The sequence below is a fragment of the Devosia sp. GW821-FHT12F11 genome, from assembly GCF_058806655.1.
The window spans coordinates 39534-53131 of record NZ_JBXAPX010000009.1; the positions used below are offsets into that span (position 1 = coordinate 39534).

Annotated in this window: 18 protein-coding genes; 10 read left to right on the forward strand and 8 right to left on the reverse strand. The window is 62.2% G+C overall.

The features are described 5' to 3' along the window. Positions 1-143 precede the first annotated feature (143 nt). The 4 genes from AC1ROK_RS23415 to AC1ROK_RS23430 all read right to left on the reverse strand — a co-directional run bounded on the left by AC1ROK_RS23415 (position 144) and on the right by AC1ROK_RS23430 (position 2072). Positions 144-365, reverse strand: coding sequence for a hypothetical protein (locus tag AC1ROK_RS23415; protein ID WP_492851432.1), 222 nt, complete (start codon positions 363-365; stop codon positions 144-146). A gap of 15 nt (positions 366-380) precedes the next feature. Continuing rightward, the gene (locus AC1ROK_RS23420) at positions 381-716 is read right to left on the reverse strand and encodes a hypothetical protein (protein ID WP_492851434.1); all 336 of its coding nucleotides are present in this window, start codon (positions 714-716) and stop codon (positions 381-383) included. Between the two features lie 17 nt (positions 717-733). Beyond that, positions 734-1372 carry a DUF4145 domain-containing protein gene (locus AC1ROK_RS23425; RefSeq protein WP_492851436.1) on the reverse strand — a complete coding sequence of 213 codons (639 nt, stop codon included), beginning with the start codon at positions 1370-1372 and terminating at the stop codon, positions 734-736. A gap of 85 nt (positions 1373-1457) precedes the next feature. Next, a complete protein-coding gene (locus AC1ROK_RS23430; RefSeq protein WP_492851438.1) occupies positions 1458-2072 on the reverse strand; it encodes a hypothetical protein in 615 nt (204 codons plus the stop codon). A 173-nt stretch (positions 2073-2245) separates the two neighbouring features. On the opposite strand from AC1ROK_RS23430, the gene AC1ROK_RS23435 reads away from it, so the two are divergent. Together AC1ROK_RS23435 and terL are read left to right on the forward strand one after the other, a co-directional pair. Continuing rightward, positions 2246-2494 (forward strand): hypothetical protein, encoded by a 249-nt coding sequence (locus tag AC1ROK_RS23435; protein WP_492851440.1) that lies wholly within the window; start codon positions 2246-2248, stop codon positions 2492-2494. Further along, positions 2394-3932: a phage terminase large subunit gene (gene terL, locus AC1ROK_RS23440; protein ID WP_492851442.1), complete on the forward strand. Its 1539-nt coding sequence runs from the start codon at positions 2394-2396 to the stop codon at positions 3930-3932. Before AC1ROK_RS23435 ends, terL begins: the two co-directional genes overlap by 101 nt. Positions 3933-3942: 10 nt before the next feature. On the opposite strand, the gene AC1ROK_RS23445 is transcribed toward terL, so the two are convergent. Further along, positions 3943-4440, reverse strand: coding sequence for a hypothetical protein (locus tag AC1ROK_RS23445; RefSeq protein ID WP_492851444.1), 498 nt, complete (start codon positions 4438-4440; stop codon positions 3943-3945). Positions 4441-4481: 41 nt separating this feature from the next. On the opposite strand from AC1ROK_RS23445, the gene AC1ROK_RS23450 reads away from it, so the two are divergent. After that, positions 4482-5879, forward strand: coding sequence for a DUF1073 domain-containing protein (locus tag AC1ROK_RS23450; protein WP_492851446.1), 1398 nt, complete (start codon positions 4482-4484; stop codon positions 5877-5879). 643 nt (positions 5880-6522) lie between these two features. On the opposite strand, the gene AC1ROK_RS23455 is transcribed toward AC1ROK_RS23450, so the two are convergent. Continuing rightward, on the reverse strand, positions 6523-7077 hold the full coding sequence (locus AC1ROK_RS23455; RefSeq protein ID WP_492851448.1) for a hypothetical protein: 555 nt from the start codon (positions 7075-7077) through the stop codon (positions 6523-6525). A gap of 74 nt (positions 7078-7151) precedes the next feature. Between AC1ROK_RS23455 and AC1ROK_RS23460 the strand changes: the two genes are divergently transcribed. The 4 genes from AC1ROK_RS23460 (at position 7152) to AC1ROK_RS23475 (ending at position 10301) form a co-directional block, all read left to right on the forward strand. Next, positions 7152-8291, forward strand: coding sequence for a DUF2213 domain-containing protein (locus AC1ROK_RS23460; RefSeq protein ID WP_492851450.1), 1140 nt, complete (start codon positions 7152-7154; stop codon positions 8289-8291). A gap of 1 nt (position 8292) precedes the next feature. Next, on the forward strand, positions 8293-8736 hold the full coding sequence (locus tag AC1ROK_RS23465) for a DUF2190 family protein (RefSeq protein ID WP_492851452.1): 444 nt from the start codon (positions 8293-8295) through the stop codon (positions 8734-8736). 10 nt (positions 8737-8746) lie between these two features. After that, positions 8747-9700: a DUF2184 domain-containing protein gene (locus AC1ROK_RS23470; RefSeq protein WP_492851454.1), complete on the forward strand. Its 954-nt coding sequence runs from the start codon at positions 8747-8749 to the stop codon at positions 9698-9700. Positions 9701-9830: 130 nt separating this feature from the next. Next, positions 9831-10301 (forward strand): hypothetical protein, encoded by a 471-nt coding sequence (locus AC1ROK_RS23475; RefSeq protein WP_492851456.1) that lies wholly within the window; start codon positions 9831-9833, stop codon positions 10299-10301. Here AC1ROK_RS23475 and AC1ROK_RS23480 read toward each other — a convergent pair whose 3' ends face one another. Then, positions 10302-10454 carry a hypothetical protein gene (locus AC1ROK_RS23480; RefSeq protein ID WP_492851458.1) on the reverse strand — a complete coding sequence of 51 codons (153 nt, stop codon included), beginning with the start codon at positions 10452-10454 and terminating at the stop codon, positions 10302-10304. It lies immediately after the preceding gene. Positions 10455-10541: 87 nt separating this feature from the next. Here AC1ROK_RS23480 and AC1ROK_RS23485 point away from each other — a divergent pair, with 87 nt between their 5' ends. The 3 genes from AC1ROK_RS23485 (at position 10542) to AC1ROK_RS23495 (ending at position 12669) form a co-directional block, all read left to right on the forward strand. Next, the gene (locus AC1ROK_RS23485; RefSeq protein ID WP_492851460.1) at positions 10542-11015 is read left to right on the forward strand and encodes a DnaT-like ssDNA-binding protein; all 474 of its coding nucleotides are present in this window, start codon (positions 10542-10544) and stop codon (positions 11013-11015) included. Beyond that, entirely contained in the window at positions 11015-11419 is a 405-nt protein-coding gene (locus AC1ROK_RS23490) for a hypothetical protein (RefSeq protein ID WP_492851462.1), read from the forward strand. The genes AC1ROK_RS23485 and AC1ROK_RS23490 overlap by 1 nt, the downstream gene beginning before the upstream one ends. 215 nt (positions 11420-11634) lie before the next feature. Next, positions 11635-12669: a phage minor head protein gene (locus tag AC1ROK_RS23495; RefSeq protein WP_492851464.1), complete on the forward strand. Its 1035-nt coding sequence runs from the start codon at positions 11635-11637 to the stop codon at positions 12667-12669. 10 nt (positions 12670-12679) lie between these two features. Here AC1ROK_RS23495 and AC1ROK_RS23500 read toward each other — a convergent pair whose 3' ends face one another. Then, positions 12680-13531, reverse strand: a complete 852-nt coding sequence (locus tag AC1ROK_RS23500) for a S1 family peptidase (protein WP_492851466.1) — start codon at positions 13529-13531, stop codon at positions 12680-12682. Positions 13532-13598 lie beyond the last annotated feature (67 nt).

The following is a 13598-nucleotide window of genomic DNA, read 5'->3' on the forward strand; positions in this document are numbered from 1 at the left end:
TCGATGAAGCGAAGCGTAGGTCAGGTCTTTGGGAAAGACAATCGAACTTTCCGCCAAAGGTGTTCAAGTCCGGTCGCCGCTACCAGTTACACCCTGAGAGAGGGCCGGCCGATGGGGCGGACGCCGGCCCGCACTAAATTGCATCAGTCGGGGGGATCGTAATCCCACTCGGACGGCGGGCGATCCTGGAGCCCAGCGAGTTCGGCCATCGCATGATCGAGGTTCGCCATCCCCTTGATCTCACCAGCCTTCAGCTGTCGTTGGATTTCGGCAATGCGTGTCAGGCGCTGGGCTCGCTGAGGCACAGTCTCGAACGCGCTGAAGCCTCCAGTTATGGCGACGAAGTCGTCCTTAGATGCCGACATGCCGGTCCTCTCAGGTCAAGCCGAGTGCTGTAGGCAGGTATCAAGGGCCTTCGCCCGGTTTGCCCTGTCATTGAACGCGTCACCAAGAATGAACTGGTGCTGGTCCATGCAGCGCTGAAAATTGGTTGTGGTCTGTGGCGGGCTGATCGCCGCCCATGCTTGTACTACGGTCGCAGCCACTCCGATGCCCGCGATGATCAAGCCCGCGACCGCAAGGCCGCGTTCGAAGGCAGTGAAGCGCTTCTCTGTCACGACGGGCTCGCCGTTGACGTACATCTGCTTCGTGCGCTTGTGAAAGGCGATCCGGTGATCGCCGTAAGTCATCCACTCATCGAGGTCACTGTCGGCCATGCCCGTCCTCCGGAGTGTCAGGTTGCCGCCTCTGCGGCCGCGATCCCGCGCTCGATGCGAGCTGTGAGCACGAATAGGAACTGCCCCAGGGCTTCAGCGAACTCGACAGATTGCTTGGCTTCATCCGGCGCGACATGCGGCTTATCCTTGTCGGCATGACGTGGTCGATTGGAGCCTAGTCTTACAGAGTGAGCCCAGTTCGCCATCCCGTCAGTGAGGATGTTCTGCTTAAGCGCAAGATCGATGCGCTCATAAAGCGATCCATTCTCCAAGCCCTTTGCCTTGAGCATGGCGTCAACAGCACTGCCGGCCATTACCGCGGCAGCGTCCGGTGCGTGGAGGGTTTCAAACGCCTGTCTTAAGAATGTCCGGGCAGGATCGGGGATGTCGACGTGGGCCACTTTCTCCGACGGCCAGAGCGACTTAACTTCGAACCCATTCTCGTTCCAGATGATCAGGCAAGCGACGACGCCAACGCAGGTGTTGCACCGATAGGCCGCCCAACCGGTTTGGGCATATTCTCTCCACACATCCTGCCAGACACGATTCATGTTCGGGCTCGCGATGCCGCAGTGAGGGCAGCGCGAAAGACCAAGCAGTTTCGCGGCTGGTAAGAAACCGCCGTTCGTTTGCTCGATCTCTGCGTGGACACTCATGCCCGTCCTCCCCAATCCCCGTCACGAAGCCTTCGCCCACTGAAAAACAATCAAAGAGCCCGGCCGTGTTCTGCCGGGCTCTGAATCATCGGGTTGGACCTTGGCAGATGGTGCCGTAATCCAAAAGAAAGACGTTGTTCTTTGGCCACGGAACCTCTGATCCGCCCGGGGCATTCGCCAACACCCCAATGAATGGCCACGGAATATCCGGCCCCGGGATGTTTCGAGCGACCGAGTCGCATATCGATCCGAGGAGATACTCGGCGTTTGTCGACGTCCACGGCCGAATGCGCGGTCGATCCGCAAGTACCTGTCTGGTCGACAACCATGGCCACGGGAGCACCTCATCGCCGGCTGTCAGGAAACAGTTCGTCCCGTCGGTGAGGCAAGGAATGATGTCTGGCGGGATTGAATCGATCGGGATGCACTTTGCCAGCGGGCCAATTGGGCAGCCGGGAGCACATGGATTCGGATAGCAGCCGGCGAGGCTTGTGAAACCACCTACATTGCCGCGCTCGGTGCCGAACATCTCACCGAATGCGTCTCGGCAAGCTTCCTCGTTACCACTGCATACTGAAGCAAGGCTGTCTTTCACCTTCGCAACAGCGTCAGCATCGGTTTGTGCAGACACTCCAGTTGAGAACAACCCGACGAAGAACGTCGTCAGGAAACACGCAAGGGTCACTCTGAGAGTTTTCATTATGCCATCTCCAGGTCGGCGAGAATTGATAAGGCTGGTACAAAGACATGGGACGCGGAGGAAGTAGAGTTGGGGCCGGTCGAAAGCCCGGTGTTCCAAATAAAGCGTCAATCGCTCGACAAAAGCGAGTCGAAATCTCTGGCATTACACCGCTCGACTACATGCTCGAGGTCATGCGCGACAAGCAGGCCGATGCGTCTCGACGAGACGACATGGCAAAAGCGGCGGCGCCTTATGTTCATCCACGTCTCGCCACCACCACCCACCAGGGCAAGAACGGCGGCCCCATCCAGACAGTCGACCTGACGAACATGAGTCCCGATGACCTCGACCGCCTCGAAGCTCTCTTCGGTCCGCTTGCCGGTGCCGCCGGCGACAATGCTGAGGATGATCCGGCAGGAGAAGGCGAGGCGGGCGACTGAGGCCGAACGTCAGCGTATAGCAAATGATGCCGAGCGTATCCGGGCTAGGTGTCAGACGCTCGAGGGCTTCATCGAAGAGTTCTGGCCCATCCTTGAGCCGAAGCGAGAACTCAGGTTCGGGTGGGCCCTGCTGGCGATGTGCCGGCACCTGACGGCAGTCACCGAGGGGTTGATCCAGTTCCTGCTGATCACCGTGCCCCCGGGCATGATGAAGTCCCTGCTGCTTGTCTTCTGGACTGCGTGGGAGTGGGGGCCGCAAGGCCGCCCCGACATTCAGGTGCTGGCCACCTCGTACAGCCAACCCAACGTCCTCAGGGACAACGTCAAGCTCCGGCGCCTGATCGAGAGCGAGAAGTTCCAGGCGCTCTGGCCGCTGAAGCTGCGCGACGATCAGAACGCGAAGGGGAAGTTTGAGAACACCGGCAACGGGTTCAGCGAGGCTCGCCCGTTCAGCTCGATGACCGGCGGCCGCGGCGACCGGGTGAAGATCGACGATCCGCATTCGACCGAGACGGCAGAGAGCGACACCGAGCGCGATACCGCGGTCCGCATCTTCCGGGAGGGTATCTCCGACCGACTTAACGACGTCACGACGTCGGCGATCGTCATCATCATGCAGCGCCTGCACGAGCAGGACATCGCTGCGGTGGCGATGCAGCTCGATATCGGGTTCGTGCACCTGAACCTGCCGATGGAGTTCGAGCCGGATCGGAAGTGCCAGACCTTTGTCGACGGCGAACTGTTCTTCGAGGATCCGCGCACGATCGAGGGTGAGCTGCTCTTCCCGGAGCGGTTCCCCGAAACCGAGATCGAGCGCCTGAAGAAGGCCAAGGGCTCCTACGCCTACTCGGGGCAATACCAGCAGCGGCCGGCGCCTCGTTCCGGTGGCATGTTCCAACGCGGCGACTTCGAGATCGTCGACGCTGTCCCAGCGGGTGGGCAGGAGTGCCGGGCCTGGGACTTCGCGGCCTCGGTGCCGGAGCCGGGCAGGCAGCCAGATTGGACCGTTGGTCTGAGGATGAAGTACGTCGACGGGATCTTCTATGTCCGCGACGTGAGGCGCGATCGCTGGTCGCCCGGCGATGTCGAGAAGAACCTCAAGAATACGGCGACGCAGGACGGCCTCGAGGTCCGCATCCGCGTGCCAGAAGACCCGGGCGCCGCCGGTAAGTCCGACGCTGCGACCAAGGTCAAACTGCTCGCTGGGTACGACGTGAAGACCGAACGGCCGACGGGTGACAAGGCTACCCGTGCGAAGCCGGCATCAGCTCAGGCTGAAGCCGGAAACGTCAAGCTGGTGAGGGGACCATGGAACGAGACCTTCCTCGATGAGGTGTGCTCGTTCCCGAATGCGCAATTCGATGACCAGGTCGATGCCTTCGCTGATGCTCTGAACGAGCTGGCTCTCGGCTCGACCTATACGTTGGAGCACGTCTGACGGGAGTTGGTCAGAACTTTCGCGTAACGGGCGCGCAGTCGTAAATGTCCAAAGACGTGCCGACCTCGCCACCTTCCTCGACCTCCTGAACGATCGAGAGCTCGCCCTTGCCGGTGAGCCTACTTACGTCGAACGTCCACATGGAGTCGTAGGACTCCGGTCCCATGAAGCCTCCTTCGAACCAATAGTTTGTCGGGGAACTCGAGAAGCTGACGACGCCGCCAAGGTGATCACCGTAGTCCTGCCAGCGATCGACCGTTCTGACCAAGGCGGCTGAACCCGTGGGGGCTGACAACCCATAGCCGCCGTCCGGCGCGCACGGCGTCATGTCGGCGACAAAGCCCCCGCCTGACAGGCAGCTGAGGATCTTGTCCTCGAACGTCATCGAATCGAGCTCGAGGATGATGTCGCTCTTCTCAGGTGCCTGACAGAGGATGAACGAAGGCGCGGCGCAGGCGTGTCCCACGGCAACAACCGAAAATGCCGCGGCGGCAACGACTGATTTCATGAATTTATCTCCCTTTGAGGAGGCTATTGCAGGGCGAGCAGATGGGCAACATTGTTACCTGGGCTCGCGATAGCCTGACCAATCTCGTCAGCCGACTGGGCACCGACCGGGACAAATCAGCTTCCACCACTTACGTCCTCTCGCTGCTGGCGGACGACCAGATCTACGCCGCCTACAAGACCGCCTGGCTGCCGCGGAAGATCGTCAACATCCCGGCCTTCGACAGCGTGCGGGCATGGCGTGACTGGCAGGCAGAGGCCACCCAGATCGAGACCATCGAAGCTGAGGAGAAACGCCTCGGGCTGCAGGCGAAGATCTACCGCGCCCGCATCAAGGCCCGGCTGTGGGGCGGCGCCGCCGTGATGATCGGCACCGGCGACGCTGCGGTCGACCAGCCGCTGAACGCCGAGAAGGTCGGCAAGCAGGGTCTGCGGTACCTCACCGTGCTCAGCCGGCGCCAGTTGTCTGCCGGCGACGAGACCGAGCTCGACACGGAGTCGCCCTGGTACGGTCTGCCCAAGACCTACATGCTGAAGTCGCGCAACGGGGTTCAGACGCAGATCCACCCGTCCCGCCTGGTGCTCTTCACCGGCGAGGGCCACCTCGAGGACGAGGAGGATCTGCCGAACGTGCACCGCGGGTGGGGCGACAGCGTGCTGCAGTCGACCCTCGATGCGATCAAGCAGTCCGACGGCACCGCGGCGAACATCGCCAGCCTGGTGTTCGAGGCCAAGGTCGATATCATCCGGGTGCCGAACTTCATGGCCAACCTGGGCGACGCGAGGTACCGGGACAAGATCGTTGAGCGCGCCACGCTCGCTGCGTTGGCCAAGGGCATCAACGGCACGCTGCTCCTCGATAAGGAGGAGGAATACGAGAGCAAGTCGGCGAGCTTCGCCACGTTGCCCGACGTGCTCGATCGCTTCCTGCAGATCGTCGCCGGCGCCGCCGACATTCCGGCTACCCGACTTCTCGGGCAGTCACCTGCGGGCATGAACGCCACGGGCGAGAGCGACCTCAGGAACTACTACGACCGTCTCAGCGCCATGCAGGAGCTGGAGATGACGCCGGCGATGCAGGTGCTCGACGAGTGCCTGATCCGCTCGGCGCTGGGCAGCCGCGACAAGGACATCCACTACAACTGGGCGCCTCTGTGGGGCATGTCCGAGAAGGAAAAGGCCGACGTCTTCAAGACCAAGGCGGATGGCGCCCGAGCGATTGCCGGAACGGGTACCAGCCCGCCGCTGATGCCGATCGAGGCGTTGTCGGATGCCCTGGTGAATGAGTTCATCGAGGACGGCTCTCTATCCGGCCTCGAGGCGGCGATCGACGAATATGGAAAGCTCTCCGAGCAGGAAGAGGACCAGGACGACCTAGACGCCGCCACAGGGCAGGGCGGAAAGGCAGGTGCTTCCCGCGAGGAAGGCACCTTTCGCTGATGCTCGACGCCGCCGACATGGTGGCGGTGCCCCTCGCAAGGGTTTCGACCCAAACCAGCCGCGCGGCGGTGACGGTCGATGGATCCCTACCGGCCACCGCATCAAGGAAGTCGCCAGCCTCGCGGGCGAGAATGTCGCCGTGCATGTGGTTTTCGGGGCAGTGCGCAGAGCGGCGGCAGTCTCGGGGATCGCAGGTGTTGATGTCCGTGGTTTCCGTCACGCAGTCAGCAACCAGGCCATTGCGCACATGCGCAGGGAGCACCCCAATCTAACGCCGGCAGATTTCGGCCGCCTTCCTGACATCGTCAGGACGGGCTTGCCGCGGCTCGGTCAGACCAGAGGGATCAATGGGGTGCCCAGGCTCGTCTATCGAGGCACAGTGGACGGAGTGCGCTACGAGTACGTGGCAGAGGTGAGGCGACGCCAACGCAGGTTGGACGCGATCACGCTATACCGATTGTGAGGTAACGGTTCGCTGCTTCGTGCCCGCTTTCGCGTCCTTCAGCTTACGTCCTAAACGCTCGCGAACCAGCCCCGAAGATAAGCACTTTTGGCCTGCGTCGCAAGGTCGAGCCCTACCAAGGCCCGATCGTGCTGGGGCCGGAGCTGTTCGCCGAAGTCAGGGAAGACTGGAGGCAGGGCGTTACTGAGGCGTAGTGTCGGCGCACACTTTCTCCAGGTCCCAGTCAACCGTGCTCTTTATGCTTCCGTAGACACCGAAGCTAAAGCCGCCCAGCAGCTCCACCTGAATTTTGGACGGACGCGCGGGGTGCTTGCAAAGGTTGGCCTGCACATATGCCGCTCCACTGTCTATGGCGTCTACAACCTGTCTGATGCCCCGGCTGTAGTCGGAGTCCGGCGGGGGATATTTGGCTGCCGTTACGGTTTCAAGGGCTTGGAAGTAGGTGGGTCCGTCCTCGGTCTTAAGCTCTCCGCCCTGCGGCACGACAATGCCTGGGATCTTGACGAGCCCGTTCTCTGTAAAGACAGGAGTATTCGGCCCGAATGCCTTAACGGGCACGCCGTCTTGGTTGTAAAGGACGAATCCGTGATCAGGAAGTTCACTGATCATCTTGGCCCATGCACCCTCACTTGCAGGGGCAATTAGAGCACTCGACGAGGCACTGTCCTGCGCCGTCGCGCCTGAGCCAAGTGCGAAGGCAACTGCGAAGCTCATTACTGAAAATGTACGGATCATTTGCACCCCCGGATGATGGACGCACTGTCCTTCGTGTGGTGTGTCGAAGTCAATTGTAAGAGAAGCAAACACCAATGCAATTCACCGACACTGTCGCCGTCGAGGGTAAGCCGCGCCGGACCGCTGACGGCTACCTTGTAGCTGAAGCTCGCTGTGTCCGCACTGGCATCCAACTGTACGCCGGGGACGAAGTAGGCAAGCCGAGCGCCCCGACCGTTCGGGTGTACCGGCCGGAGTCCGAGGTCTTCGCCGATGCGGCGCTTCAGAGCTTCACGCACGCCCCGGTGACGGTCGATCACCCCAAGGACATGGTGACGGCCGACAACTGGAAAGACCTTGCCGTTGGCGAGGTCAGCACGGCCGCCAAACGGGACGGCGAGTGGGTCATGCTCCCGCTCATCCTCAAGGATGCGGCGGCGATTCAGTCGGTCGAGGGCGGCAAGCGGGAACTCTCCGCTGGCTACGTGTGCACCCTCGACTGGACGCCCGGCACTACGCCCGCTGGCGAGGCCTACGACGCCATCCAGACCGACATCAAGATCAACCACCTGGCGCTCGTTGATCGGGCCCGGGCCGGTTCCAAGGCTCGCATCGGTGACGGTGCGTGGGGCGCCATGCCCATTGACGACGCAACCCCTGAAAAGGACCCTCCAATGACCCTGAAGACGGTAACTGTCGATGGCATCCCGGTCGAAGTGACCGATCAGGGCGCCATCGTCATCGCCACCCTGCAAAAGCGCCTCGACGACGCGACCGCAGCCTCCACCAAGGTTCTGACCGACCATGCCGCCGCGCTGGCCGATAAGGACAAGGCCATCGCCGCCAAGGACGCCGAGATCGAAAAGCTGAATGGCCAGGTGCTCGACGCTGCCGCTCTCGACAAGCTGGTCGCCGATCGTGCGAACCTCGTCGGCATCGCCGGCGCCATCGCCAAGGATGTGAAGACGGCCGGCCTCTCGGACGCCGACATCCGCAAGGCCGTGGTCACCGCCAAGCTCGGTGACGAAGCGGTCAAGGACAAGACGCAGGCCTATATCGATGCCCGCTTCGACATCCTGGCCGAGGACGCCAAGAAGGGCATCACCGCCGATCCGTTCCGCGCGGCGGTGCAGAGCGGCCTCACCCCCACCACGGACGCCAGCGGCAAGGCCTACCAGGCCATGGCCGACGGGCTGACCAGTGCGTGGCAGAACCCCAACGGAAAGGCGGCGTAACATGCCCACGATCCAGAGCACCTATAGCGCCACTCACGCCCGCTGGTTCGAGGGCATGGTCCTCACCCAGGAACCGGCCGATATCGTCACCCGCATTGCCGAAGATGCGGAGGGTGTCGGCTTCGGCAAGGTCTGCGTGCAGGGCACGCTCGACAACCAGGTCGTCGACTCCGAAGCCACGGCGAAGTTCGTCGGCATCGCCGTCGCGGATCCGGGCCAGCCGGCCGACATCTATGCCCAGTATGCCAATGTCGCCGTGATGAAGAAGGGCGTCATCGTGGTCTCGGCCTCCGAAGCCGTGGCTGTCGGTGATCCCGTCTATTTCACCCCGGCCACCGGCGTCCTGAGCAAGACGCCGACCTCCAACACCCTCATCGCTGGCGCGATCTGGGAGACCAGCACTTCCGGTGCCGGCCTCGCGGCGCTCCGCCTGAACACCCCGTAAGGAGCGTCCCATGAACTTCATGATGACCCAGGACGCTCAGCAGCGTTCGATGAATTTCCTCATCTCGCAGCAGTCGATCATCGAGCCGACTGTCTACCAGATGCGCTACCAGGAGATTCAGTACCCCAACCTGATCCCGGTCGACACCACTGCGCCCGAATGGATCAACTCCGTCACCTACTTCTCGATGGATGGCGTCGGCCAGGCCCAGTGGTTCTCGGGCAAGGCCCACGACATGCCCAATGTCGATCTGAGCCGCGAGAAGTTCGAGACCGGCGTGCACATGGCCGGCATCGGCTATGGCTACGACCTCGAGGAGCTCGGCAAGGCCCAGCTGCTCGGGATGAACCTGACCAGCGATAAGGCCTCGCTGGCCCGCCGTGTGTCCGAGGAGAAGATCGACCAGGTGGCCTTCGGTGGTGACACCACCAAGGGCTTCACCGGGCTGGTGAACGCCACTACGCCCACGGCGACCACGGCGCCGGCTGACGGCACTGGTTCGGCGACGACCTTCGCATCGAAGACGCCGGATCAGATCCTCCGCGACATCAACGGCCAGCTCACCGGCATTTTCACCGGCACCCTGGGCGCCGAGATCGCGGATACTCTGCTGCTGCCGTACTCGGTGCTGCTCGACCTTTCCACTCGCCGGATCGACGCGGTCAACCAGACCACGATCCTCGAGTGGATCGAGCGGAACAACATCTACACCCGCACCACCGGGCAATCGCTGACCATTCGCGGTCTCTTCGGGTACCTCGACACCGCCGGCGCCTCCTCGACCAAGCGCATGGTGGCGTACCGCCGCTCGCCGGACGTGCTGAAGATGCACGTGCCGATGCCGTTCCGGTTCTTCCCGGCCTGGCAGACCGGCCCGATGCGCTTCGATGTGCCGGGCGTCTTCCGCCTCGGCGGGGTCGACATCAAGCGCCCGAAGGCCGTGCGGTACCTCGACGGCATCTAAAAAATGAGCCGGTAGCGTTCCTCCCGAAGCTCCCGGCTCAACAGTCACCGGCGGCGACCGGCGAAGCACGGACTGTGCACCGGTCGAGCCTGCTTGAAATTCACATTTGATTGTCAGTGGAGCTGACCCAATGAAGATCACCAACACCCAGGCGGGCCCGCGCGGCATCAACACCGTGAACGGCCCGGTCCTCGTCGATCCGAAGCAGACCGTAGATGTGAAGGTCTACGCACGCGAGCAGGCCCACATCGAGGCGGCTGGCTGGTTCACGGTCGAGGGCAGCTATGAGGCTGACCCTGAGACTGGCACCGAACGTCGGCCGATGAATGACGACGGTTCCAGCAAGGCTGAGATCGCAGACCTGAAGAAGCAGCTTGCCGCGAAGGACAGGCGCATTGCCGAGCTCGAGAAGCTGGTTCCGGCCGCCCCGAAGGGCCCGTTCGTGGCCAAGGAGAAGTCGCCGGGCTGGTTCTCGATCTTCGATGCCGCCGGCAACCCGGTGGGCAAGTCGTTCCGTGAGGTCGAGGCGACCGCCTTCAATGCCCTCGACGATGCCGGCAAACAGACTGCCGTGGACGAAGCACTGAAGGCGGCGGCCTAGTCACTTCCAGACGATGTCGAGTTCCGCCTGATACCCCTGTTCCCAAAGGTCATAGTACCTCGACCGATGGTGATAGGGGTTCTGGCGAGGCTTCCCTTCACGGGCGGCATCCTGGCCGCGAATAAAGGCGTCGTATTCCTTCTGACTGACCACTCGGGTCTCCCTATTTAGTTGACGCTTCCATTATAGCGTTCCGTCGGCTGGGATGCTGCGGATTGCTCCCGAAAAGCGGAGAGGGATATGGCTGGCTATGGCGACGATAGCGCCTTCGCGGCCTGGCTGACGGCCAATGGTTACGCACTGCCCGCCGGTGCGCCGACGGCTGCCGTGCTCCGCCAGCACGGCTCGACCTATATCGACGGGCTCTACGGCCCGCGCTTCAGCGGGGTGCCCACGGGAGGTATTGCGCAGGAGCGAGCTTGGCCGCGGACGGGCGGCTGCGCCTATGGCGTGGAGATTGGCCCGGCCGTGATCCCATCCATGGTGGAGCAAGCCAGCTACTTCGCCGCCTACGCCGAGGCAATGAGCCCCGGCAGCTTGTCCGCCACCTACACGCCAGGCACCGCCAAGGTCCTGACCGAGGTCAAGGGCATCAAGTGGGAGGTCGTCGGCGACGCCTCGAAGCCCGGCGCGATGATCCCGGTGATCTCGGCCGTCGAGGGGTTGCTTGCTCCCTTCCTCATCCAGCCCGTGCCCGGGATTTTGGTGGTTTGATGCCCGAGGACTGGAACGCCATCGCGGCCGAGGTTGACGCGGCGCTGAAGTCGGTCGCCGACGTCAGCCAGGCGGGCGGCTACCCTGCGACGCTGCAGATGCCGCCGGCAGGTGTTCCGGTCAACGCCTGGGATCCGCCGGCTGGCTCCCCAACGTATTCCACTGTCTATGTGGTGGAGGGGGTGCGCGAGATCCGCGATGCCGCCGGCACGACGGTGCTGCAGACCTTGCGGACACTGATGGTGAGCGCCGCCGGCGCCGTCCCCATGAAGGGCCAGCAGATTGCCGTGGGTGTGGCCGAGGCGGACGTGACTGACGACACCGTCTGGAACGAGATCGCCGAGGTGAGGCCGATCAGCCCCGCAGGGGTCGCACTACTCTATGAGGTTGATCTGTCCTCGTGATGCCGAGCGTCCAGCGGGCCTTTGCGACGTACGCCCTCTCCTCCGCTCGAAAGTCGATATCGACCCTGTTAGTTGCCCAGTATTCTTCGACCGTGCTGACCAATGAATAGCCTTCGTGGGGCACAAGCCCCATGTCGTTCAGCATCTCCAGCAGATCCTCAAAAGTCCCTCTGGTCATGTCGAATGATGCCGTAGCCATGAGGACGATCTAGCACATGCTGAAGCGCCTATCACAGCACGAGCGCCTGGCTCTTCTGATCGCCGAGTTCGAACCGGTCATCCACCAAGCATTTCTCGACGCCATCGCGGACATTCGCTCGAGGATCACTCTCCGGCTGTTGATCGAGCGTCTGGAGCGCAACGACATCGCCGGCGCCATTGATGTGCTGCACATCGAGCGTGAAGCGTTCTCGCAGTTCGAAACCGCCGTCGCTCGAGCCTACGAGGGCGGCGGGATCTCGATGGCCGAGCAGTTGATGCTGCGCGACCCGCAGGGGCACCGCATCGTGTTCCGCTTCGGCGTCCGCAATCCGGAGGCCGAGGCCTGGTTGCGCGAGCACTCCGCCAGTGCTGTGGCGCAGATCCTCGAGGGGCAACTCCAAGGCATCCGCTCAGCACTGACCGAAGGCATGTCGCAGGGGCTCAACCCGCGCAGGACCGCTCTCTCCATCGTCGGAAGGGTGAACCGGGCCACAGGGAAACGCGAGGGCGGCCTTATTGGGCTGACAGCACGGCAGACCACTTTCGTCACGACCGCCCGCCGTGAGCTTCTATCGGGCAGCGCGGAGGCCATGCGGACCTACCTGACCCGCGAGCGGCGTGATCGTCGGTTCGATGCCGCCGTTCAGAAGGCGATCCACGAGGGCAGGGCGCTACCGTCCGAAATGGTCGATCGGATCGTGGGTCGCTACTCCGATCGCCTGCTGGCGCTACGCGGCGAGCTGCTGGCGCGGACCGAAACGATGTTCGCGCTCGGTCAGAGCCGGCATGATGCGATGCGCCAAGCGATCGCGTCGGGCAAGGTGTCCGCGGACCTGGTGACCAAGCACTGGCGCTCGGCCGGCGATAACCGCGTGCGGCACACGCACCGGACGCTCAACGGCAAGTCCATCGGGTTCGATGGCGCCTTCCATTCGCCCTCGGGCGCGATGCTGCAATTCCCCGGTGACCCGCAGGCTCCAATCTCAGAGACAAGCGGGTGCAGGTGCACCGTCGAGTACAAGGTCGACTACGCCCGGCGGTTGGCTTGAAGGGAGTGAATTAGGCAGCGGCAGGTTGCTCGGGAACGGGGCTCCATTCAGGCGCATGTTGGTCAAGGAAGGTTAACTCGGTAGCCCGGATACAGTAGCCCAGATGCATCATTGCCTGCGACCTAACTCCGATTTTGGAAGCTGTTGGAATTGTAACGGGAACGATGTCTCCGCTAATTGTTACCTGGGGACCGGCGTATAGAACTCCTATCAGGATCGTTCGACCTGAACCGATTACATAGTCACCATTCGGCTGACGAAAGCCGAGTGGCTGATGCAGGAAAATCGGTGAACCGCTGGACCCTGGGAAGCAGGCGCAGTCGATCATGAACTCGGGCTTCGCGTTAAAGTTCAGCGCGGGTGTGGTAGCCGTAATCCCACGACGAATGATTGGCATATTGTTCGCCTCATCGAACAAGCCGTTGGGGTACCCAACCATCAGAACATCCTGAGCAACGCCGAGGCTCGCGAAGGTAGACGACGACGGTAAGTCCGACCGATTGAGGGCGCGAAAAAACGGCGTGAACTTTCGTTCGATCATGCTGTTGAAGACGTTGACCACAGAAAACGCGGCGAGATCTACAGAAGCGTTTGGATGAAAGATGGTTGATGTCCCTACGTCGGTGACGTCGATCATGACTTTGCTTGCATAGTCCGGCGAGCCATCCGCCTTTGCGGTCGTGACTGGAACGGAGCAAATTTGTGCACCGGCAAGGACGTGCCGGTTCGTCACACAGAAGATCCGCGTTCGACCATCTCCGAGATCATATGCAAGGAAGAACCCTGTACCAAAATGAACGCCATCTTTCTTTTTTACTACCAGTCGCGTCGTTATGTGCGCGAGTTGCTGCTCAACTTCCATCGTGAATCGCCCAAGCCTCAGAATAACTGCGATGAAGAGTTACGCATTTCCGTCGAGGTGGGAAGTG